This is a genomic window from uncultured Endozoicomonas sp. (assembly GCF_947495845.1).
Classification (GTDB): Bacteria; Pseudomonadota; Gammaproteobacteria; order Pseudomonadales; family Endozoicomonadaceae; genus Endozoicomonas.
Genome location: NZ_CANMAO010000002.1, coordinates 257,352 through 277,942 on the forward strand (window position 1 = coordinate 257,352; position 20,591 = coordinate 277,942).

The following is a 20,591-nucleotide window of genomic DNA, read 5'->3' on the forward strand; positions in this document are numbered from 1 at the left end:
AATTCCTATTTATCGGTTCGCTACTGGCTGGACAGACTCAGGTGGCAACTTGGGTCGTGCGGCTGAATCTGCTGGCTCTTTTTGTTCTGCTTCTTGCTCTGATCGACCGGCATGATGAGGGTCAGCATAGGTAGATGAATGCAGCTGCAAGTACTTCAATACAAGATTCTGAGTGTCATCATCCATATTCACAAAGGCAATCATGCCGTTAAACATGCCAGGCCAGGTATTTGCGTCAAAATGTGCCACCTCGGGCTGACTGTGGCACTGGCTGCAGGATTCTCGGTAAGTGGTACTGGCAAAATCCCACATACCGGCCACGTTATCCGTCAATTCACCACTGCCAGTCCAGATATCAACGATGACTTTCTGCCAGGTCAAGCCCGTCACATCATCCACTTTCTCTTCCAGCACTTGCACGACACTGTCCGATTGAGCAGCCTCTTTGATTAATTCAGCCTCTCGAATATTTATACCGAAATCTTCGTTAATAATCCGGCCAGTACCTATGCGTTTACGCCAACCTTCCAACCGAAATTTCACCCGATCTTTCTCTTTATCCGTAACGGTGATTTCAGTAGCCACATTCAATACACCGGCTTCCTCTTTACTGGTCGCATCCATAAACAAGGGTTTTTGAAGCACGGCGTAATAGTTTTTGCCAACCTCTGGAATAGTGACACTGACTGCAGACAATAAAAGGTGAGAGCGTCCGTCCGTCACCGGCAGGTGATGAGCTATTCCTTTGTGGCAATCGATGCAGCTCTGATCCCGTTCAGCTGCCGCTTTCATTTGTTTCTGCGCCAGTGGCGACATATCTTCCCACTTCATACTCGCGTAACTGTGGCAGTTTTTACACTCCAGCGAATTATTGGCCGATAGACGAGCCCACTCGTGTGATGCCAATTCAATCCGTTTCGCTTCAAATTTTTCTGGTGTATCAATAGTGCCAAATATGGCGCCCCACACTTCTTTTGACGCCTGCATCTTCCGGGCAATCTTATGAGTCCAGTTATGAGGTACGTGACAATCAGGACAGGTCGCCCGAACGCCCGAGTGATTACTCCAGTGCACGGTTTCCTGCAATTCCGGATAGACCGTATCGCGCATACTGTGACAGGAAATACAAAATGCTTCGGTATTCGTTAGCTCCAACACCGTATTGAAACCACCCCAGAAAATAATACCCATCAAAAACGACGCTATCGCGATGGTGCCCAAACTCAGATATTTTGCCGGCTTGGATAATGTTTTCCATATATCCAACAACCAGCAGATAGCCTTACGTATCAGCTGCATAACCATTTAGTCCGCGGGAAGAAGGTAAAGAAATCAACCGTGTCCTGGAGGACCAAAGATCATCTGCGAAAACCAGACGAGAAAACCGTACCCGCTGATCAAGGAAATTGTCACTATGGGGAAAAGTAGAACGACAACGATAAAGAGCGCTTTATACTCTTTACGTCGTTCAGTAGTGGGGCTGTCCACAACCGCATCCTCAACATCAGAAACCGTATTTTCATACTGTATTTTCATACTGTATTTTCATACATTACTGAGGAAAGCAGTATAGGACAGGAATGCGAACTATGACGCCTGGATTGTCAGAAAATGGTTTCTAGCTACAACATTCAATTCACAACATTCTATTTACAACAGGGACCAGTCAATTTCACCACAATGAATTCTCTGAGCCGACATATAATAAACAACCTGCCCCGCCGTGACCTCTGCACCGCTGGAAGGGTTTAATCGTAGATCATTCCCCGTCGCCGAATCCGCAACGCCCAGGGCAATGGCCTCATGATTCAGTTTCAGGAATTCCAGCAAACGGCCAAAGGTAGTTCCATTAAAGTCGTCAGGTACTCTTACGCTGTACTGGGTAGGCCCCACCAAGGTAGACAACAGCTGTTGCTGGATGCGTGATGACCCGGGATCCTGCGCAGAGCGAACCAATAACTCCATGGAAATATTGCTATGGCACTCGATTTCAGGACAGTGGGATTTCAGTAACGTTATCATTTCATCATTTTCAAACCAGGCAACGATGTGCGCATTGGTTTTTAATGCGGCTAACGTTAGACACGTTGCCAACGTCTGATCATCCGTATTTCGAAACACAACCACACGAGCTGCGTTATCCACGCCCGTACGCTGTATCAATGACTGCTCATTCAAACTTTCACCACGGATGAACAACACTTTCTCCGGGTAGGGGTTATCCATTTCCTCCGTCGCGCACAACAACACTTTCCGGTCTTCTCGCTTATTGTCACCGTAGATCAATTCAATCATTCGTTTAGTGTGGCGGGAGTGCCAGCCAAAAATAACAATATGGTTCTCGAGGTTTGAATAATCTCCCCTGCCCTGCATTTTTTTTCTCCAGACAGTAATAAAATAAGACGACAACTTCCCAAGAATGGCAGCAGCAACCACAACCCCACCGGGCAGCAGAAAAAAGGCTGCCAATACACGACCAAGTGAGGTTTGTGGGCTCAGATCACCGTAGCCCACGGTTGTGGTTGTGGTCACATAGAAATAGAACCATTGATCAATGGACAGTAACGTCACTTCGTCCGCCAGCCACATCAACCACCAGGAAATAAGGAAATGCAGAAAAAAAGCCAGCAAAAGCGCAATCCAACTGACTTTCAGGAACTGACTTTGAAAGAAGCGCAGTGTTGTTTTCAAATAATTCAATCTTCTCTCTCCATGAACGACCATGTCATGAAAACGGCCGAATCATGTTAACACACAGTTTTATGACTATTGCGATGTTTATATATCATTACTCATAAAAGCGAAACAGAGCTAAGTAATATTGGCATAAACACGGATTGTTCAGATCTCGCCTATACTCCATCCTGCGCCATTAATTGACCTGCCACTGGAAAGCCATGCGACACCTGACTCCTGAAAAACATCCGACCTTTGTCCTGATTTTGCTGACGCTGTTCGCGATCGTCGGGCCTGTGTCTATTGATATTTTTACACCCTCACTGCCAGCAATCACAGAACATTTTGGCACCACTTCCGCCATCGCTCAGTGGAGTGTTGGCCTATTCATGCTGGGCTTTTCAGTGTCTATGCTGATCGTTGGCCCACTGGCAGACCGTTTCGGCAGAAAGAACACTCTGTTATTTGGTTACTCCCTGTATCTTGTCGCCACCGCAGTGACCCTTTGGACCGACAGCATTTACCTGTTCATCGCCGCACGTTTTGCCCAGGCGGTTTTTGGCTGCTTCGGAACCGCAGTGGCGCGAATGATGGCCAGAGATTATTACCAGGATCAAATGGAAGTGAAGATGCTTGCCTATATTGGCGGCTGTCTAACCATTGCCCCAATGGCCGCACCCATTGCCGGTGGTTATCTCCAAGAATTTGCAGGCTGGCAATACAGCTTTTATGCCATGGCAGGTATGGCTATCATCGCCATTGCCGCATTAACACTGTTACCTGAACAGTTCAAAGTCGCAAAAAACCATGACCAACAAAAGCAATCTATGCTGACAGCCTATAAAGCAGTCCTGACCGATGCTCGCTACATGCGCTTTACCGTCGCCGCTGGTGCTGCTTTTGCCGGCGCATTTGTGTTTGTTGCCGGTGGCTCTTTCGTGATCATTGGTCAGCTGGGCGTATCACCGGCAACTTACGGCTATTTGTTTGCCATTGCGATTGCCAGTTATTTGATCAGTGCTTCTTTTGGCCCAAAAGTAACCGCCAAAATGAGTCGCAGCCAAAGTACATTATTTGCCGGTAGCTTTCTAATTTTGGGAGCAATGGTGTCTTTGGCCAGTGGTCTATTAACCGACGGTCAATCCATTTCCGGATATGTAGCCGGCATTGCCATCTATGAGTTAGGTCTTGGGCTATTTATGCCGTTGTGCCAGGCACGTTCCACTGAACACATGACTGACAATATGGGCACCGCTGCGGGCATGATTTTCTTTATCGAAATGTTACTGGCTACGTTAATCAGCGCCTTGATTGGTTTTCTACCAGAAGCAGGCACACTATCACTCTCTGCCATCACATTAATTGCGGTTGCCGTTTCTGGCCTATGCCTTATGAGAACCGGAGCGACGACCGCTACTCCACAAGCCGCCTGATTCTGTTACCATCAAAAGTGGGCATGCTTATGAATATAATGTGCCCGCTTTTTTTATACTTGCATTCGGGTAGCAAAATCAATGAGCGATAGCGTGTACATGGAAATGGCCCACTCTCTGGCCAAACTGTCGAAATGTGTTCGCCTGCAAGTAGGCTGCATGCTGGTCAAGGATGGACGAGTACTCTCTACCGGTGTAAACGGTACGCCTTCCGGTTACATCAATTGCAATGAGGCAGAATACGAAGAACATCATACCTGGTCGTTGCGCCATGAAATTCATGCAGAACTGAACGCTGTCATCTGGGCGGCAAGATTGGGAACACCCATTGAAGGCGCGACCGCCTATGTCACCCACAGCCCTTGTGACCAATGCACTAAAAATTTACTCGCAGCCGGCATAAAAAGAATTGTTTATGATATTCAGTACGATCGTAATCCTCAGGAAGAATTATCTCAATTCTGTCGTGAGAATGGGGTTGAGATTGAGCAGGTTTCAGTAACATAAAGTAATTCTGCCCTTTTTTACTCAGCCCGCTCCAAAAATTATATTCTCTGATTTAGTGGTTGACCAACATCAGGCAACCACCACACATTTGAATTTGTAGCACTGCCTCCTCAAAATAAAAACGGTAGTTCCATTTATCCTCTCAATCAGAAATACACAAGTCCATTTAGTCAGTAAATTGTAATCAATCCGCTGATACAGCGCAGTAATAAGAATTATGATTGATAGCTGTTAAAACGATAATTTATGAGTCCAGAGCATAACAAACACCTTTATTAAACTCAGATTCTACTAATCTATGGAGCACAATATATAAATGAAATGGATCTGAAAAATGAGTACAAACTCCGCTACCGGCTTGAATAATTCCGCCCCCTACACTGTTACGACCGACATCAAGCATCAGACCAACATCGAGCATCAGCCCACTGTCACATACCATTCAAAGTCTACATGTGCAGCCCTTGAAACAGCCACTTTTTTATCGAATGATAAATCTTATAGAAAGGAAACCTCATTTACATCGATAAATAACCGCAGCACCAGCCCCAATTTTGATGTAGCCATTGAGGTTCAGGAGGACACTGCCCCCCCAACTCAACAGCAAACCAAAGACTCAAACCTTCGTGCTTCAACACCCCAAGAGACGGTAAAATCCACAAACGAAAACCCCAACACATCAGGCTTCACCGAGGTAACGATAGACAATAATACTAGTGAGCCTAATGACGCTACTGAAGGTCTTCAGAATATAGAAAACGGCCTACAATCTCTCAAGAAAGTAATATTTGCACCTGATGCCACAGCAGGCAATGAGATAAATGAGCAACTACGAACCAATATTGACAGCCTACTGAACGAGCTTGCAACAATTAAACAAGAAGAGAGTGATGCTCAAACCAAACTCTATAAATTCGCGAAGTTCAGCGGCTACTCGCTTTTGGCAGTCTTTGCCGTCGTTAATCTTTACGGCCTTGGAAGTATTTTAACCGCCACTGGTCAAGCAAATTTTGGAGCGATTGCATTCCGCTCGATTGCGGCTATCGCACCCGCATGTCTCTATTTGGGTAACTTAGGGGCAACTTCAGAGAAACTGAAAGCGGGCGCCAGCAAGGCAATGGATTTCCTCAAAAACTGTTGCCAACACGCTAACAACCATAACCAGACAGAGGCGCAAACCTCAATCAGTACCTTGGTCAGTAGACTGAAAAATGCCCCCGAGGTGATGAAAACATCCTTTTTTGCGACACTCGGTTTGGTATACGCGGGCGGGTCAACAATATTGGATGCTTCCAATGCAAAGGCTGGCACCTTCGAAATATTCAAACTGTGGGGAGCAGGAGATACCGTTGCCAACGCATTATCTTACTTTATGGCGGCGGGCAATGGCCTTGTTGAAGGTCTCGGTACCCTGGCCTCTGTGGTTCAGGTATTCCGGCTCTATGCTGATCCAATGAAAAAATTGGTCCGTGGAAGCTACCATAGCGAAAACGAACTGAAAGAGATCGCATCCATGTTGGAGAACCTACACAATCTGGAAGTGGGTCAGGAGGGGTGCATGCGGGACTTTCTGGGCAGTATGACCTCCGCTGAGCGCACAAAATACACAGAAATTTGTAGCGACCTCAAAAAAAACAAAAATGACCTGATCAAAGAGCTTAATAAATATCTAAACAATGAAGCTCTAGATAAAGACTGTTATGGCAGACTAATGGCCGCAATAGAACTGGTGAGTATGGGATTAATTTCAATCTATGTCGGATGGCAATTTGGTTCAGCCTTTTCTGCGGGGCAAAAATTGAACCATTATAAAAATAGCTTGACCGCCTACCCTCTGGGGAAAAATGTAATGGAAACCCTGAGTTACTTCCTTCAGGGATCCGCTTTCTCTAATTACCCTATAGAAATTCTCAAAAAAATATATCAAACATTGAAAAAAATGCTTACCACGGGCATAGAGTGGCCAAAAACCGGGCAGGAGTGGGGAACAAAGGGCATTCAAATATTATTTCTTATAGCTCCAATATCCTATGCCATCGTTGCCCAGGGTGGAGCAGATGCATTACGTGAAGTCATCAATAAGGAGCATGAGTTAGGCTTAAGCTCTTCGACTATCTTATCTGATTGGGTTCCGCCAATGGGGTATGTATTTGATATCACCTTAATTGCCTCACTCTTGAGCTTACTTGGCAAGGCAACCTATGACACAGTTAAGCCACTTGCAGAATCCATTGCTACAAAGGTCAGCCTGTGTATGGGCTGCTCAAAGCAGCCGAGCTCAGAAGAGCTTGATAGGATGGAGGCAGGTCTGCCTTCAAAAGGCAATTCAGACCATAACCCTTTACTCAATAAATCGAACACAGGTTCACAATGCTCGTTCATCAGTAATAAAATGTATTATGAGAAAGGTTAAAACATAAATACCCATTCATCTTGAGCGGAGTCAAAGGATAAAACACCACACTTCGACTCCGCTCAGTGTGAACGGTATGAGTATTAGCGCTTCCCTATACTAGTCATAATGTCCTTACTGCATACAAAAAAATCAGACAGTCGTCTTGTTTATCTTACAGGTCGACTTTTCTTCTACGTAAATTCCACCGTTATAGTGATACAATGGCGCCATAATAAACGTACATTGGCAGGCGATTCATGCTTCAAGCAACATCATTTCAACAACAAGCCTTTACGGAACTGCAGAAGCAACTTAAAGAACGGATTCTGATTCTTGATGGTGCCATGGGCACCATGATCCAAGGTTACAAACTTACCGAAGAAGATTATCGTGGCGAACGATTTTCTCAACACCCCTGCGATGTCAAAGGCAACAACGACCTGCTGGTTCTGACTCAACCCGACATCATTCAACAGATACATCGAGAGTACCTGGAAGCCGGTGCCGATATTCTGGAAACCAACACGTTCAACGCCACCACCATTGCCATGGCGGATTACCAGATGGAATCTCTGGTGCCGGAAATCAACCGTGAAGCTGCCCGGCTGGCACGGGAAGTAGCGGATGAATTTACCCGCAATAATCCGAACCGCCCTCGCTTTGTTGCCGGCGTTCTTGGGCCAACCAATCGAACAGCCTCGATTTCTCCTGATGTCAATAATCCAGGTTATCGAAACACCAACTTTAATGAGCTGGTCACCGCCTATCAGGAAGCAACTATCGCACTGATTGAAGGCGGTATAGACATTCTGTTGATTGAAACCATTTTCGATACCTTAAACGCAAAAGCCGCTATCTTTGCGGTGCGAGATCTATTTGATCGGCTGGGATTTAGCTTGCCGATTATGATTTCCGGCACCATTACAGACGCTTCTGGTCGTACATTGTCTGGACAAACGACAGAAGCCTTTTGGAACTCCATAGAACATGCACAGCCAATTTCCGTCGGCTTAAACTGTGCGTTAGGGGCTTCCGAGCTGCGCCCTCATTTGGAAGACCTTTCGAACTGCGCAAATACCTTTGTCAGCGCCCACCCTAATGCTGGCCTGCCCAATGCTTTTGGTGAATACGATCAAACGCCGGACGAAATGGCGGAGATTGTCGGTGAGTTTGCCGAATCCGGGCTGGTTAATATTATTGGTGGCTGCTGCGGTACGTCTCCCGCACATATCAAAGCCATTGCAGACAAAATGGCGACCATTGCTGGTCGCAAAGTTCCAGAAATCCCTGTTGCCTGTCGTTTGAGTGGCCTTGAGCCCTTTAACATTGATCAGAACTCGCTGTTCGTCAACGTGGGTGAGCGGTGTAACGTCACCGGCTCCGCCCGCTTCAAACGGTTGGTGATCGAAGAAGATTACGATACGGCTCTTGAAGTCGCCCTGAATCAGGTGGAAAACGGCGCCCAGGTCATCGACATCAATATGGATGAAGGGATGCTCGATGCCAAAAAGGCCATGGTCACCTTTTTGAATCTGATTGCTTCTGAACCGGATATTTCCAGAGTCCCCATCATGGTGGATTCCTCCAAGTGGGATGTGATTGAAGCAGGCCTGCAATGCATTCAGGGCAAAGGTATTGTTAACTCCATCAGCATGAAAGAAGGCGAAGACGCCTTTCGTCATCATGCTCGCCTTTGCCGGAATTACGGTGCGGCGGTCGTAGTTATGGCCTTTGATGAAACCGGTCAGGCGGATACCGAAGCTCGCAAAATTGAAATTTGCCAGCGCTCCTACGACATTCTGGTGAACGACATTGGTTTTCCACCTCAGGATATTATTTTTGATCCAAACATCTTCGCTGTTGCCACTGGTATTGATGAACATAATAACTACGCCGTGGATTTTATTAATGCCGCGACGTATATCCGGGATAACCTGCCTCACGCACTGAGCTCCGGTGGTGTCAGTAATGTGTCCTTCTCTTTCCGCGGCAACAACCCGGTTCGTGAAGCCATTCATGCGGTGTTCCTGTACCACGCCATTAAAGCTGGCCTGACCATGGGCATTGTTAATGCCGGTCAGCTGGAAATCTATGAGGAGATTCCCAAAGCGCTTCGCGAAAAAGTAGAAGACGTGATTCTCAATCGCTCCGACGATGCCACCGAAGCGCTACTGGCCATTGCAGACCAATTCCGTGAAGGCGGTTCCTCGGCAAAAAAAGAAGAAGATTTGGCGTGGCGAGAATGGCCGGTGACCAAACGGCTGGAACACTCTCTGGTGAAAGGCATCACTACCTACATTCTTGAAGACACTGAAGCTGCCCGGTTAGAAGCCAACCGTCCGATCGAGGTGATTGAAGGGCCGTTAATGGACGGCATGAACGTGGTAGGTGACCTGTTTGGCGCCGGTAAAATGTTCCTGCCTCAGGTGGTTAAAAGCGCCCGTGTTATGAAGCAGGCAGTAGCGCATCTGATTCCATTTATTGAAGCCGAAAAAGGCGGAGTCAGCCGGTCAAATGGCAAGATTTTAATGGCAACAGTAAAAGGCGATGTACACGACATTGGTAAAAACATTGTCGGTGTCGTGCTGGCCTGTAACAACTTTGAAGTGGTGGACCTTGGAGTGATGGTGTCCTGTGACACTATTTTAAAAACAGCCGTAGAAGAAAACGTCGATATCATCGGGCTCAGCGGGCTGATTACACCGTCCCTTGATGAAATGGTGCATGTGGCCAGCGAAATGCAACGCCTGAATATTGAAATTCCGTTAATGATTGGCGGTGCGACCACGTCAAGGGCTCACACCGCGGTTAAGATAGAACCCCAATTTCAGAATGATCTTGCCATCTATGTGACGGATGCTTCTCGAAGTGTCGGAATTTCTACACGACTGATGAGCGATACTCTGAAAACGGAACTGGTGCAAGAGACCCGTTCCGAGTACGAGAAAATCCGCATCCGCCACGAAAAACGCAGCAACAAAAGAGCATTACTTTCCTATGAAGAAGCGCTGGATAATGCCTTTACGCCAAACTGGAAAAACTATGAACCACCAGTGCCTGCTTTTACCGGTGTAAAAACCTTCGAGGACTTCCCTCTATCCGAACTGGTGGACTACATTGACTGGACGCCCTTCTTTATGACGTGGGATCTTGCGGGCAAATATCCAAAAATCCTGCAGGATGAAGTGGTGGGTGAAGCGGCCACCAGTCTTTACCACGATGCCCGAGAGATGCTTGATAAATTGGTGAATGAAAAGCTGATTGGTGCTCGAGCGGTGATTGGTTTCTGGCCAGCAAACCAGGTCAACCGTGATGACCTTGCCGTCTATCAAGATGAGAGCCGTGAAGACGTCGTGTGTCATCTACATCATTTGCGTCAGCAGGCTCCAAAGCCTGAAGATAAACCCAACTACAGCCTTGCAGACTTTGTTGCACCGGAATCCACCGGGTTAAAGGATTATGTGGGCGGCTTTATCGTCACTGCCGGTATTGGTGCGGATGAATTGGCTAAGCAGTACGAAGATGCCGGTGATGATTACAACAGCATTATGGTGAAAGCACTGGCGGATCGTTTTGCCGAAGCCTTTGCTGAATACATGCATGAAAAAGTCCGGAAAGACTATTGGGGCTACGCATCCGATGAAACACTAAGCAATGAAGAACTGATCAAAGAGAAGTATGCAGGTATTCGCCCAGCCCCGGGTTACCCTGCCTGCCCGGATCATACGGAGAAAGAAACGCTCTTTACGTTGCTGAAAGGGGAAGAAAACAGTGGCGTTTCCCTCACTGAGCACTTTGCCATGCTGCCAGCAGCCAGTGTCAGCGGTTGGTACTTTTCTCACCCGGAAGCCAAGTACTTTGGTCTGGGAAAGATTGATCAAACACAGCTGGAGCCCTACGCAGAGCGTAAAAGCTGGTCTGTTGACAAGGCAATTCGCTGGTTACGGCCCAATCTGGCAGACTAATACCAATGTCGCTTTTAAATTATGGAGTGAGCAAGTTATTTTGGGCGACTGGGCAATACCCGAGGGCATAAAGGCGAAGAGACGAGTCATAGCCTTTATGCCCTCGGGTAGTAGCTATGGCGAGGAACTTCAACGCAGATCCAGTCGGTCAAAATGGCTGCGCAGCCCATAATTTAAAAGCAGAATTGGTATAATATCCCTCAGGGGCAGGCACTCTGCCCCGCTTATTTTCAGAGAATGATGATCAAACTGAAACCAATCCTCCATTTTCTTATCTAAAGCTCATCAAGCCATTAGCAGGTAGGAGTCAGCTTGAAACATCGGCTAACCACCATCATCAAATTGGGATTACCCATCATGCTGGCCATGCTCTCTCAAAGCATGATCAATCTGGCAGATGCGGCGTTAGTGGGTCCCCTTGGTGAAGCCGCTTTGGCTGCCGTGGGTGCCGGCAGTTATGCCAATTTTGTTGCATTATCCTTACTGGCAGGCCTTTCCGCCGGGATTCAAGCTCAAGTAGCTCGAAGAGATGGCGCCGGGCGAACAGCAGAATGCATTGTCCCGATCAATCATGGATTATTACTTTCAGTGTTATTTGCATTGCCAGTGAGCCTGCTGTTAGCCAGTGCTGCCCCCTGGTTACTGAACCTGATCTATCACTCAAACACCGCTTCCTTCACCAGCGATGCCACGGCTTACTTTCAGATACGTGTGTTGTCGCTGCCTGCGGCGGCGATGATCCTGTCATTTCGGGGGTTCTGGAATGGCGCGGGTCAACCCAGATCATTTCTTTATCTTTTGGTGATCACTCATATCAGCAACGTTGCGATCAGCTATTTGCTCATCTATGGGAACTTTGGCTTGCCGGCATTAGGCGTTAAAGGCGCCGCATTAGGTACCCTAATTTCGATGTACCTTTGCGCCCTCCTTAACTTCATCAAGGTAAAGCAACAAACAAAAGCCAGTGGCTTATTATCGCAATGGGGCAACCTGTCATCCTTTAAACGACTGGTGCAACTGATCATCCCCGACTCACTGCAGCAAACCTTATTCGCTTTGGGAATGATGCTGCTGTTCGCTATGGTTGCCAAAATGGGGACATCCGCCATGGCGGTGGCCCATGTATTGATGAATATTTCGTTGGTATTGATCCTGCCCGGACTCGGACTGGGGATGGCTGCCAACACACTGGTCAGCAAAAGTCTGGGCGCTCATGAGCCTGAACGAGCATGGCAATGGGGGCAGGAAACCATGTATACCGCTTCTGCCAGCTTGCTCCTGCTCAGCCTGCCATTACTGCTGATGCCTGAGACAGTGCTTGCTCTCTTTCTGCATAATCCGGCATTAGTTCAACTTGGAAAAATACCGCTGCAACTCACCGGCATCGGATTAATACTGGACGCGCCCTCTCTGGTTTTTATTCAGGCATTACTGGGCGCTGGTGCTAATCGAGTAGTTTTATACATTCGTTTCTTATTGCAATGGTTGCTGCTACTGCCCGTCTGTTGGCTGATTGGGCCAGAGCTGGGGCTGGGGCTGACCGCCTTTTGGGCAGTCACCACTATTCAACGGTTAATCAGTTCCATCAGTTTTATGGCCGTATGGAATGCCCGAAAGTGGAGCCGGATTTCGATCTGATACCAATGTCGTTTTAAAATTTTGGAGCGAGCAAGTTATTTTGAGCGACTGGGCAAGGCGAAGAGACGAGTCATAGCCTTTACGCCCTGTGGGTGGTAGCTATGGCGAGGAACTTCAACGCTGATCCAGACGGTCAAAATAGCTGCGCAGCCCATAATTTAAAAACAGAATTGGTATAACTCAAGACTTGTAGATATCCAGAATGATATTACAGGAATCGGTATTCAGTGATTTGTCACAGGTAATGACCACCGCTGATTCGCAGGTTTGAACCACACCTGAGTACATAATTGCGCGAGCATCATCGGTCATTGCGGCACTGTCTTGAAAACCAGCATTGCGTACCAACTCTTCATGGGTATTATTAACGCAACGCTCATAGGCTTTCTGTACCACAAGATTATCGGAAAGTAGCTGAATTTCATCGATAACAACGCTGGACTCAACCTGCCCACAACCGCTCATGACGAGAGCCAGAAAACCTGGGAGCACAAAACGAAGCAAGGAGGAATCAACATATCGAAAGTGACACAGACGAAAAGCAACGGTGATTATTTTTATCATTATTATATGTCTCACGGTTTACCAAGCGGTTTCTTTTGCCCATTAAGTACCCGGCCATATGGAATCGAATATTTCATAGGGCTGGGTACTTATCCTTGGGCTAATATCCTTACTTAGCAGAACGCTGAAACCGTCACGAATACTAACAGTTTAAATAACCATCAACAGCAAAGTCGGTCACAAATTTACGATCGCTAAACAGGTAGCTGAGGCACTCGTGCTGACCACGGGGTAATTATTGACCTTGCCGGAAACATATTTCGTACATAGTTGGCCAAGCTCTCTGCAAGGCGCAACGACGGCAGTATACATAAGCTATGTGTCCAGAGTTGCAAGGCAGCCTGAGGTGCTGATCAATAAGTCAGAAAATATGAATTCAGCTGGTCAACTACTTACAATAGCGATTACTCAAATTTACCAGCAATAAAACTTATTCCCTTCACTGATGTCAAACCTATTAAACTTGTGGGACTCAATCATTTCTTCTAATCAATCATTTCTTCTAAGGGTGGCATCCAGCCATGAATCAGGCTGAATACGTTCAATATTCAAGCGGCAACGACAAGGTAAAAGCCTTTATAAAAGGGGCTATCGCCATACTACCGATTAGTGTTGCCGTTATCCCCTGGGGGATTTTAACCGGCTCTTTGGCCATTGAGTCAGGCCTTGACCCACTGCAAAGTCAGGGGCTATCTGCCATTATCTTTGCCGGCGCGGTGCAACTGGCGATCATGGGCATGATTCAAGCCGGAGCTGGGATCGCCAGTATTCTTGTTTCGGTACTGTTTATTACTTCACGGCACTTTCTTTACTCTATGGTGATGCGCAGCCAGATCAGTTCGCTCCCCCTTCGCTGGCGACTTTCTCTGGGCTTTCTATTAACCGATGAGTTGTTTGCCATCGCCAACCCCGGGCAGCATCCTAAGTTTGATCGCTGGTATGCCTTGGGGGGTGGTCTGTTTTTCTATTTGGGCTGGAACATCGCTACCCTGGTCGGCATTATCGCCGGCGAACAGATAGACGACCTTGATAGCCTTGGGCTTGATTTCGCCATCGCCGCCACATTCATTGCATTAATAATACCCATGATAAAAAAGGGTTCTCTGCTGCTTTGCGTGCTCACGGCCACGGTGGTTTCAATTATCAGCGAATACCTTCACTTTCAACCCAGCCTTTTGATTGCAGTGCCCGTGGCCATGTTGGTTGGTTTTCTGTATGCGCGTTCTTTTGAGGGGGAGTAACGAATGAACACATGGTCCATTCTGTTATGCGTTGCGGTATTAGTTTACGGCAGTCGGTTTCTATTGATGGAGCCATGGTTACCGCTGCGCTTATCTCAAAACGTGCAACAACTCTTGACCTATTCTGCACCTGCAGTGCTAACCGCCATTGCGACACCCATTGTCTTCTTTCCTGAAAAGCAACTAAGCATTAGTATTGATAACCATTATCTGGTAGCAAGCATCATCGTCGTATTATTAGCAAAACTGACGAAAAACACACTCATTACGGTCGTACTGGGAATGCTGTGTTTTGCGTTACTGCACCGATAAAAAGCTGACAAAAGGGGAACTAAGTTCCCCTCTATTTATGATTACTTTTTTCCAGAACCAGTAATGGACCCCATCAATTTGGCAACGGATTTTTTAAAATCATCAATGGCAGATACGCCCAGCTTTTTCACATCCATAAGATGCGGCTCTGCCTGATCGAAGTACTCATCAAGATGATCGATTTCTTCATGCTGCATATCCAGACGTTCCGATTCCAGCTCCTTCTCCAGCCGTTTTAGTGTCGCCTTTACTTCCTTAATCTGAGCTTTCAACTCTTTGCGATGTGCCTTGTATTCCTTGAGTGTTGGCATGATTGTCTCCTCAGGCAGTAAACGCGATCAAAATAGCGGGCAGAATAAAGAATACGCCGATGACATAGGCCAAAACCATCCACTTATTCCGGCTGGCTTTTTGAGCAAATCGTCGGGCTATTGTCGGTGGTATTTTTCTCAGGAACGGAATACCGTAAATAAGCACGACAGCGGACACATTAAATAATAAGTGCACCAAGGCAATCTGCAGAGCAAAGAAGCCCATTGCCCCCTGAACGGCGGTTGCGGCTAACAACGCCGTAATGGTCGTACCGATATTCGAACCCAGAGTAAATGGATATATCTCTTTCAGTTTGAATATGCCATTACCCGCCAACGGCACAATAAGACTGGTGCAAGTAGAAGACGACTGTACGGCAATGGTCATCATCATACCGGAAAAAATACCAGTACCTGGGCCACGGCCAATGGCTTTGTGCAAAATCTGCTTGGCTTTGCCAACCATCAACTGCTTAAGCAATTTACCGAGAAAAATAATGGAGATAAAAATACAGGCAAGCCCGACAAGCGCTAGGCTGACACCGCCCCAGAGATCCGGTAACGACCCGAACAAACCTTTAAACAGATTAACCACTGGCGAGGTCAGTACTTTGACAAAATCCAGTCCTTTAATGCTATAGGTTCCGCCGCCCATAAGTAGTGACGCCAGCATATTGGACGCTTTGGCGAGAAAGCCAGTCATAATTTCCAGTGGCAGGAAAATCATGACCGCCATTAAATTAAAAAAGTCGTGAACCGTTGCCGCTGAAAATGCACGACGGAACTCTTTTTTCTTGCCAACATGGCCCATACTCACCAGAGTATTCGTCACGGTTGTACCAATGTTTGCCCCCATAATCATGGGAATGGCCATTTCGACGGGCAAGCCACCGGCCACAAGACCCACAATAACGGACGTTACCGTACTGGATGATTGCACGACGGCAGTCGCAAGGGCACCGGTCACCAATCCCATGATTGGATTGGTAGCAAAAGCAAACAGTTGACGTGCGCCGTCTGCTCCACCAGACGCCCACTTGAATCCCGATCCGATCATACCTACCGCGGCGAGCAGCAGGTAGATCATCAAAACAACAAATAGCCACTGGACGACATGACTTTTAGAGTCAGCCGGCATGGCTGCAGAACTGGGTTGCATTTAAACATCCTGCGAAATGATCAATCGGACTTCCCGACAGCCATGATCAACACTGCCGGAGAGAAGGTTGGCTGTATATCAAACAAACAGCCTTTGAAGAGCGCATAGGATAAAGAAACACGGGTTCAGTCTCAACCCTGCTCCATCACTAAAAGTACCATCCCCTGACAACCAGTCACGATCACATTGTGGCCCCGCGCGACAGAACGATCCGATTGAACCTTCCAGAACGTATCGCCGATCTGGAGTTTACTGATCCCTGCCGGAAGGTCGTGATCCAGCAAAACCGTTCTGCCAACCAGCTGCAGCGCACGGTTATTAAGTTCTGGGCTATCACTCTTATTGTTTACTTTGCGGAAAAATTTCCAATAAGCCACCGTAAAAAGCAGACTGCCAATACCAAACCACATCAGCTGAGAAGGCCAACTCACATCGGGGGAAATCCAGAGAATCAGCGCGACTAATGCCGAAGCGGCAGCGCTGCCTAACAAAAAACCACCAGCGCCCAAAGCTTCTGCACCCAGAAAAACAAAGAACAGAATAAGCCAGTGCCAGGGTTCAAAAGACATTGCTATATCCATCAGCCATCCTTCCGTTGTGAAACGTCTCCAACCAGCTCCTTGATACCGGCGATAGAGCCGATCAAACTGCCGGCCTCTAAAGGCATCATGACAATTTTGCTGTTGTCTGCAGAAGCCACATCTTTAAGCGCCTCTACATATTTCTGAGCAACAAAGTAATTAATGGCCCGGTGATCACCTTCTGCAATGGCCTTGGATACACGACTGGTGGCAACCGCTTCGGCTTCTGCCAGACGTTCCCTGGCTTCCGCTTCACGTTTGGCCGCTTCTAATGCACCTTCTGCCTTAAGAATCTGCGCCTGCTTTGCACCTTCGGCCACTTTAATGGCCGCTTCCCGGGAACCTTCTGCTTCGAGAATCTGTGCGCGCTTTTCCCGCTCCGCCTTCATCTGGCGTCCCATGGATTCAACCAAATCAGCCGGTGGTGCGATGTCACGCAACTCTATACGCGTCACTTTCACACCCCATGGGTCAGTTGCCTCATCAACTTTGGTCAACAGTCGTTCATTGATACGGTCGCGGTTGGATAACATTTCATCCAGTTCCATAGAACCGAGCACCGCACGAATGTTAGTCATCACCAGGTTCTTCATGGCGCGATCCAAATCATTGACCTCATAAGAGGCTCTTACTGGATCCTGAACCAGATAAAAACACACCGCATCGGTAGTGACCTGAGCATTGTCAGAACTGATTACTTCCTGGGGCGGAATATCCAGCACCTGCTCCATCATGTTTATTTTCTTACCAATCGCATCAACCACCGGAACAATGACATGCAGCCCGGGGCTGAGAGTGCGCGTGTACTTTCCAAAGCGTTCGACAGTGTAATTGTATCCCTGAGACACGATTCTGACACCGGTAGTGATCAGCACGCCAATCAGTACGACGAAGACAATGGCGGTTATTTCCATACCCATTAGAGCTCCCGCTGTAGAGTGAAGCGGGAGAGTAAAACCTCCCACATTATTATTCGGTTTAAACGTTCAGTCAGTGTACGACAGCAATCACTTCATACGAAAGCACTTCAGAATAAAAGCGTAATTGAACGCCTCTTCATCAATCCACTCATAACGTTTGCTGGCGCCGGCATGACCAGCATGCATATTAATATTGAGTAGCAACAGGTTGTCGTCTGTTTTTCGATCACGAAGTCGGGCGACCATTTTTGCGGGTTCCCAATAGGTTACCTGCTCATCAGAAATACCCGAGTTAAACAACATGGGCGGATACGCTTTTGCCTCAACATTGTCGTAAGGCGAGTACTTCATGATGTAATCAAAGTCACCGGCGTTCTCGACAGGGTTGCCCCACTCTTCCCACTCTGGTGGCGTTAATGGCAGAGAAGCATCACTGATGGTGTTAATCACATCAACAAACGGCACATCAGCAACCACAGCACCAAACAAATCTGGCCGGAGATTGGTCACAGCCCCCATCAACAAACCACCCGCACTGCCGCCATTGATGGCAACCTGACCTTTTTGACCATAACCCTGATCAATCAAGTGTTCCGTCACATCAATAAAATCGTAAAAGGTATTCAGCTTATGGCGCATTTTTCCATCAAGGTACCAGCTATACCCTTTCTCATCTCCGCCCCGAATATGGGCAGTGGCGTAAACAAAACCACGATCCACCAGGCTGAACAGTTTGGATGAGAAACCAGCCGTCATACCAAAACCATAGGAACCATAGCCGTATACCATTAATGGGTTGGCGCCATCGAGTGTCAGGCCTTTCTGATGAATGATCGTCACAGGAACCTGTGCGCCATCTCGCGCCTTCACATATTCACGATGAACTTCATAGTGTTCCGGATCAAAATTTGGGGTTTCCCGGGTGTATAAATGCGTTGTGGAGGCCGTTGTTAAATCGAGTTCAAGCACCGTTGCCGGGCGAATAGGAGAAGAGTAATCCAGCCTGACTTTGGTGACGTTATGATCCCAATCGCCGGAAAAATCCAGTTCATAAGCTTCATCTGGCATGGAAACCAAGTGTTCTTTACCCGATTCCATATTCACTACGATTAGCTCATTCAACCCCCGTTCATTGTTTTTCTGTTCGATAATCAGGTAATGACTGTAAAAATGGATTTCATCAAGACTGGTGGTTTCACTCTCCTTTCGGATTAGCTGCCACGCTGTCTGATCCCACTGTTGTACACTGGTTTTGAACAGCTGAAAATTATGGGCTTCATGAAGATTCGTGAGAATATAGAAATCCCCTCGATAGTGATCAATATCAAAGACCACATCATCTTTGCCATGGGCAAATAGCCGAAAATCTAACGTCTTTCGAGGAGAGACATAAACGACCTGGCTGGAGCCGCTGTTCAGGTAAACCATCAGATAGTCTCGATCTGTCGTTTCTCCCAGAGATAAAAACATACTGTCGAATTCATCGGGCTTTGAGTAAACCAACTCTTTCGCGCTTGGTCCTTTATGAATATTGACCCGATAGATATCGCGCCCTCTGGCCTGTTCATCGCGCTCAACAATCAATAGATGTTCGTCGTCCACCCAGAGAATGGAGCCGGTACTGTTTGGAAAGGACCAGTCAAGATCTTCGCCGGTTTCAAGGTTGCGCACTTTAATCGTGCGATCCATAGAGCCCGTCAAGTTAAAGCCATAAGCCAGAAAGCTATTAATCCGATTAGTGACCGATGGACCAAACATGAATAGCTCTTTGCCTTTGGCTTCCTGGTTAACGTCCATATACACCGTTTCGGGAGCTTCCATGGATGTGTGCCGACGGCAGAGAACAGGATAGTTCTTACCTTTTTCTTCACGATAGTAGTAAAGATAATCACCTTTCTTCACTGGCCAGGATTGGTAGTCTTCTTTAATCCGGGAAAGAATTTCATCGTACAGTGACTCACGGACCGGCTGGTAATCTGCCATCTGCTCATCTTTATAGGCAGCTTCTGCTTCAAGATATTTCAGAATGTCCGTATTTTTAAAATCCAGATCCCCTGCCACGATTTTTTGCCAGTTTTCATCACGGAGCCATTGGTATTCATCGATACGTGTCTGTCCGTGTTGTTCGATGGTGACCGGTATTTTTGCAGCAACAGGGGCGTTCAAAGGCGATTCCTCAACACTGATTAACTTTGCAGGTGGTTGTTGCAGAACAGAAACAACCACCAATATGATTGTATAATATAAGCTAAAACCAAGAAATTACTTTATCATGCTCCAGGCTTTGCTTCACAAACTGCTCATAGTTTATGGCAAGACAATCGTCAGGGGCGTTAATGCCTCGGGCTTTCAGATCCTGATTCATGGCTATTAGCTTACAGGTGGAACGTATAGTCTCTAATTGTCGTTTGCCAACCAGCAGCCCATAAATACCGTCTTCAATCAGTAAGATGGTATCGCCCTCAGCAACACTTCGCAGGCAATTATCAAAAGGCTGCCCCGTTTTATTGATGGTATGCAGTGTTTTCATCAGAAATTCAAAACCCTGGAGTGCTGCTGAATAAATAGTGGCAATTCATCGGCAGACAGTATCGTAACGCTTTCTTGAAGATCGCCAAGGCTCAGGCCTCGTTCATCCAACGACGTTTGATCAACATGGATTTCATCAACACCGTAAAGTGGTAATGCCTGCAACATAGAGGACAGGTTTTTACGGCCAATGCTGTTGCTATCCTGTCCTTTGACTAACTGATAAACACCATCGCCCATAAGCAGCAAATGGGTTTCCAGATCATAAGAGGCTGAAACCAGCGCGACATCCAGAGCTTCACGGGCAAACTGACCGTGATAGGGAGCACGGGTTGAGACCACACAGATGGAATGACTCAT

18 protein-coding genes are annotated in these 20,591 nt (G+C 47.2%); 7 read left to right on the plus strand and 11 right to left on the minus strand.

Features of this window, described 5'->3' with window-relative positions; all coding sequences use genetic code 11:
- Positions 1-9: 9 nt before the first annotated feature.
- The 3 genes from torC to Q1B11_RS02920 all read right to left on the minus strand — a co-directional run bounded on the left by torC (position 10) and on the right by Q1B11_RS02920 (position 2,691).
- The gene (torC, locus tag Q1B11_RS02910) at positions 10-1,299 is read right to left on the minus strand and encodes a pentaheme c-type cytochrome TorC (RefSeq protein WP_299727127.1); all 1,290 of its coding nucleotides are present in this window, start codon (positions 1,297-1,299) and stop codon (positions 10-12) included.
- A gap of 33 nt (positions 1,300-1,332) precedes the next feature.
- Positions 1,333-1,536, minus strand: a complete 204-nt coding sequence (locus tag Q1B11_RS02915; RefSeq protein WP_299727130.1) for a periplasmic nitrate reductase, NapE protein — start codon at positions 1,534-1,536, stop codon at positions 1,333-1,335.
- A gap of 114 nt (positions 1,537-1,650) precedes the next feature.
- Positions 1,651-2,691, minus strand: coding sequence for an ion channel (locus tag Q1B11_RS02920; protein WP_299727133.1), 1,041 nt, complete (start codon positions 2,689-2,691; stop codon positions 1,651-1,653).
- 206 nt (positions 2,692-2,897) lie between these two features.
- Here Q1B11_RS02920 and Q1B11_RS02925 point away from each other — a divergent pair, with 206 nt between their 5' ends.
- The 5 genes from Q1B11_RS02925 to Q1B11_RS02945 all read left to right on the plus strand — a co-directional run bounded on the left by Q1B11_RS02925 (position 2,898) and on the right by Q1B11_RS02945 (position 12,614).
- Positions 2,898-4,109, plus strand: coding sequence for a multidrug effflux MFS transporter (locus tag Q1B11_RS02925; protein ID WP_299727136.1), 1,212 nt, complete (start codon positions 2,898-2,900; stop codon positions 4,107-4,109).
- 81 nt (positions 4,110-4,190) lie between these two features.
- Complete coding sequence (locus Q1B11_RS02930; RefSeq protein WP_299727139.1) at positions 4,191-4,616, plus strand: deaminase; 426 nt, start codon at positions 4,191-4,193, stop codon at positions 4,614-4,616.
- A gap of 334 nt (positions 4,617-4,950) precedes the next feature.
- Positions 4,951-7,029 carry a hypothetical protein gene (locus Q1B11_RS02935; protein WP_299727142.1) on the plus strand — a complete coding sequence of 693 codons (2,079 nt, stop codon included), beginning with the start codon at positions 4,951-4,953 and terminating at the stop codon, positions 7,027-7,029.
- A gap of 239 nt (positions 7,030-7,268) precedes the next feature.
- On the plus strand, positions 7,269-10,976 hold the full coding sequence (gene metH / locus Q1B11_RS02940) for a methionine synthase (protein WP_299727145.1): 3,708 nt from the start codon (positions 7,269-7,271) through the stop codon (positions 10,974-10,976).
- A gap of 312 nt (positions 10,977-11,288) precedes the next feature.
- Entirely contained in the window at positions 11,289-12,614 is a 1,326-nt protein-coding gene (locus Q1B11_RS02945) for an MATE family efflux transporter (protein ID WP_299727148.1), read from the plus strand.
- A gap of 180 nt (positions 12,615-12,794) precedes the next feature.
- On the opposite strand, the gene Q1B11_RS02950 is transcribed toward Q1B11_RS02945, so the two are convergent.
- Complete coding sequence (locus Q1B11_RS02950) at positions 12,795-13,178, minus strand: hypothetical protein (protein WP_299727151.1); 384 nt, start codon at positions 13,176-13,178, stop codon at positions 12,795-12,797.
- A 521-nt stretch (positions 13,179-13,699) separates the two neighbouring features.
- On the opposite strand from Q1B11_RS02950, the gene Q1B11_RS02955 reads away from it, so the two are divergent.
- Positions 13,700-14,419: an AzlC family ABC transporter permease gene (locus tag Q1B11_RS02955; protein WP_299727154.1), complete on the plus strand. Its 720-nt coding sequence runs from the start codon at positions 13,700-13,702 to the stop codon at positions 14,417-14,419.
- A gap of 3 nt (positions 14,420-14,422) precedes the next feature.
- A complete protein-coding gene (locus tag Q1B11_RS02960; RefSeq protein ID WP_299727157.1) occupies positions 14,423-14,731 on the plus strand; it encodes an AzlD domain-containing protein in 309 nt (102 codons plus the stop codon).
- Between the two features lie 41 nt (positions 14,732-14,772).
- On the opposite strand, the gene Q1B11_RS02965 is transcribed toward Q1B11_RS02960, so the two are convergent.
- From Q1B11_RS02965 to tusC, 7 genes are all read right to left on the minus strand, one after another.
- Complete coding sequence (locus Q1B11_RS02965; RefSeq protein WP_067517988.1) at positions 14,773-15,042, minus strand: hypothetical protein; 270 nt, start codon at positions 15,040-15,042, stop codon at positions 14,773-14,775.
- Between the two features lie 10 nt (positions 15,043-15,052).
- The gene (locus Q1B11_RS02970; protein WP_299727166.1) at positions 15,053-16,201 is read right to left on the minus strand and encodes a Na/Pi symporter; all 1,149 of its coding nucleotides are present in this window, start codon (positions 16,199-16,201) and stop codon (positions 15,053-15,055) included.
- Between the two features lie 131 nt (positions 16,202-16,332).
- Positions 16,333-16,782: an NfeD family protein gene (locus Q1B11_RS02975; protein WP_299727169.1), complete on the minus strand. Its 450-nt coding sequence runs from the start codon at positions 16,780-16,782 to the stop codon at positions 16,333-16,335.
- Positions 16,782-17,702, minus strand: coding sequence for an SPFH domain-containing protein (locus Q1B11_RS02980; RefSeq protein WP_299727172.1), 921 nt, complete (start codon positions 17,700-17,702; stop codon positions 16,782-16,784). The genes Q1B11_RS02975 and Q1B11_RS02980 overlap by 1 nt, the downstream gene beginning before the upstream one ends.
- An 87-nt stretch (positions 17,703-17,789) precedes the next feature.
- Positions 17,790-19,868, minus strand: coding sequence for a S9 family peptidase (locus Q1B11_RS02985; protein WP_299727175.1), 2,079 nt, complete (start codon positions 19,866-19,868; stop codon positions 17,790-17,792).
- A gap of 82 nt (positions 19,869-19,950) precedes the next feature.
- Positions 19,951-20,232, minus strand: coding sequence for a sulfurtransferase complex subunit TusB (gene tusB / locus Q1B11_RS02990; protein WP_299727178.1), 282 nt, complete (start codon positions 20,230-20,232; stop codon positions 19,951-19,953).
- Positions 20,232-20,591 carry a sulfurtransferase complex subunit TusC gene (gene tusC, locus Q1B11_RS02995; protein WP_299727181.1) on the minus strand — a complete coding sequence of 120 codons (360 nt, stop codon included), beginning with the start codon at positions 20,589-20,591 and terminating at the stop codon, positions 20,232-20,234. Before tusC ends, tusB begins: the two co-directional genes overlap by 1 nt.

Excerpts from the sequence above, each read along its gene's own strand:
- torC (WP_299727127.1), bottom strand. The coding sequence starts at position 1,299 with ATGCAGCTGATACGTAAGGCTATCTGCTGGTTGTTGGATATATGGAAA.
- Q1B11_RS02975 (WP_299727169.1), bottom strand. The coding sequence starts at position 16,782 with ATGGATATAGCAATGTCTTTTGAACCCTGGCACTGGCTTATTCTGTTC.
- Q1B11_RS02930 (WP_299727139.1), top strand. The coding sequence starts at position 4,191 with ATGAGCGATAGCGTGTACATGGAAATGGCCCACTCTCTGGCCAAACTG.
- Q1B11_RS02950 (WP_299727151.1), bottom strand. The coding sequence starts at position 13,178 with ATGATAAAAATAATCACCGTTGCTTTTCGTCTGTGTCACTTTCGATAT.
- Q1B11_RS02935 (WP_299727142.1), top strand. The coding sequence starts at position 4,951 with ATGAGTACAAACTCCGCTACCGGCTTGAATAATTCCGCCCCCTACACT.
- tusC (WP_299727181.1), bottom strand. The coding sequence starts at position 20,591 with ATGAGTCATTCCATCTGTGTGGTCTCAACCCGTGCTCCCTATCACGGT.
- Q1B11_RS02915 (WP_299727130.1), bottom strand. The coding sequence starts at position 1,536 with ATGAAAATACAGTATGAAAATACGGTTTCTGATGTTGAGGATGCGGTT.
- Q1B11_RS02980 (WP_299727172.1), bottom strand. The coding sequence starts at position 17,702 with ATGGGTATGGAAATAACCGCCATTGTCTTCGTCGTACTGATTGGCGTG.
- Q1B11_RS02955 (WP_299727154.1), top strand. The coding sequence starts at position 13,700 with ATGAATCAGGCTGAATACGTTCAATATTCAAGCGGCAACGACAAGGTA.
- tusB (WP_299727178.1), bottom strand. The coding sequence starts at position 20,232 with ATGAAAACACTGCATACCATCAATAAAACGGGGCAGCCTTTTGATAAT.
- metH (WP_299727145.1), top strand. The coding sequence starts at position 7,269 with ATGCTTCAAGCAACATCATTTCAACAACAAGCCTTTACGGAACTGCAG.
- Q1B11_RS02925 (WP_299727136.1), top strand. The coding sequence starts at position 2,898 with ATGCGACACCTGACTCCTGAAAAACATCCGACCTTTGTCCTGATTTTG.
- Q1B11_RS02970 (WP_299727166.1), bottom strand. The coding sequence starts at position 16,201 with ATGCAACCCAGTTCTGCAGCCATGCCGGCTGACTCTAAAAGTCATGTC.
- Q1B11_RS02965 (WP_067517988.1), bottom strand. The coding sequence starts at position 15,042 with ATGCCAACACTCAAGGAATACAAGGCACATCGCAAAGAGTTGAAAGCT.
- Q1B11_RS02960 (WP_299727157.1), top strand. The coding sequence starts at position 14,423 with ATGAACACATGGTCCATTCTGTTATGCGTTGCGGTATTAGTTTACGGC.